Here is a 1199-nt window from a genome sequence, read left to right as displayed (position 1 = left end):
ATATTGATAAAGCTCATTTAAAATCATGCGACTTGCGCCTCTAACGCACCATGTTGTTTTTTACCAATACGTTTGAATACGTGATAAGTTCCGATGAAGATTGCAACAATAATTGCCATCCAGACACCACTAGTAATTGGGCTTTCAGAGAAATGCGTCAACTGATTGTAGAACGTTGCACATAGGTAAGCTAAACCCATCGTCCATACCGCAATAAAACGTGCGAAGTTATGGCCAAATTCACGTACATACGCCCCCATCGCAGCAACACATGGTGTGTACAACAAGATGAAGATCAAGTAAGCAAACGCGGCATGACCAGAAACAAACTGAGACTTAATGTTGCCGAAGATAGACGCATCCACTTCTTGTTCTTCTGCGACCGCATTTGAATCTGTTAGGTCACCCACTTCAATGCCTAATGGATCAGAGTAACTCAAGCCCGCAAGGTTCTCAGGAATACTCATTACCGCATCTTTTAGGCTACCCATCAGATCGAACTCTGCTTCTTCACCGTCACTTGGCGACGTATACAAACTGTTTAGCGTACCAACGACCGCCTCTTTGGCGAAAATACCGGTAATAATACCAACTGTTGCTGGCCAGTTATCTTCTTGAATACCAATTGGCGCAAACACTGGCGTTACCACTTGTGCCGCTTTAGAAAGTACAGAGTTTTCACTGTCTTCATTACCAAAACTGCCATCTGTACCCAACGAGTTTAGGAAACTCAGGATAGCAACAACCACAACGATGGTTTTACCTGCACCCAGTACGAAGCGCTTTAGCTTTTGCCAAGTTTTGATCACGACGTTTTGCAATGTTGGCAATTCGTAGTCTGGCATTTCCATAACTAAGCTATCGCTACTGCCAGGGTAAAGAGTGTGCTTTAAGAAAAGACCGGTGAAGATCGCAGCCACAATACCTAATAGATAAAGTGCAAAGACAATGTTTTGACCAGAACCAGGAAAGAACGCCGCAGCAAACAGTGCATATACAGGTAAACGAGCACCACATGACATAAATGGCGCCATCGATGCCGCTAACTTACGCTCACGTTCTTGGTCTAGAGTGCGTGTTGCCATGATTGACGGCACGTTACAGCCAAAACCAAGAACCAACGGCACAAACGCTTTACCCGGCAAGCCGATTTTCTGCATCACTTTATCGAGTACAAACGCAGCGCGAGCCATGTAACC

General features: G+C 45.0%; 1 protein-coding gene. It reads right to left on the bottom strand.

Features of this window, described 5'->3' with window-relative positions:
* Positions 1 to 23: 23 nt before the first annotated feature.
* Positions 24 to 1199, bottom strand: a 1176-nt coding sequence (locus R7F67_RS24470; protein ID WP_318057495.1) for a nucleoside recognition domain-containing protein, incomplete at its 5' end; no start/stop codon positions are given.

The sequence above is a fragment of the Vibrio sp. YT-17 genome (assembly GCF_033337375.1).
GTDB classification, from domain to species: domain Bacteria; phylum Pseudomonadota; class Gammaproteobacteria; order Enterobacterales; family Vibrionaceae; genus Vibrio; species Vibrio alginolyticus.
This window is presented reverse-complemented; position numbering and strand designations above follow the sequence as displayed.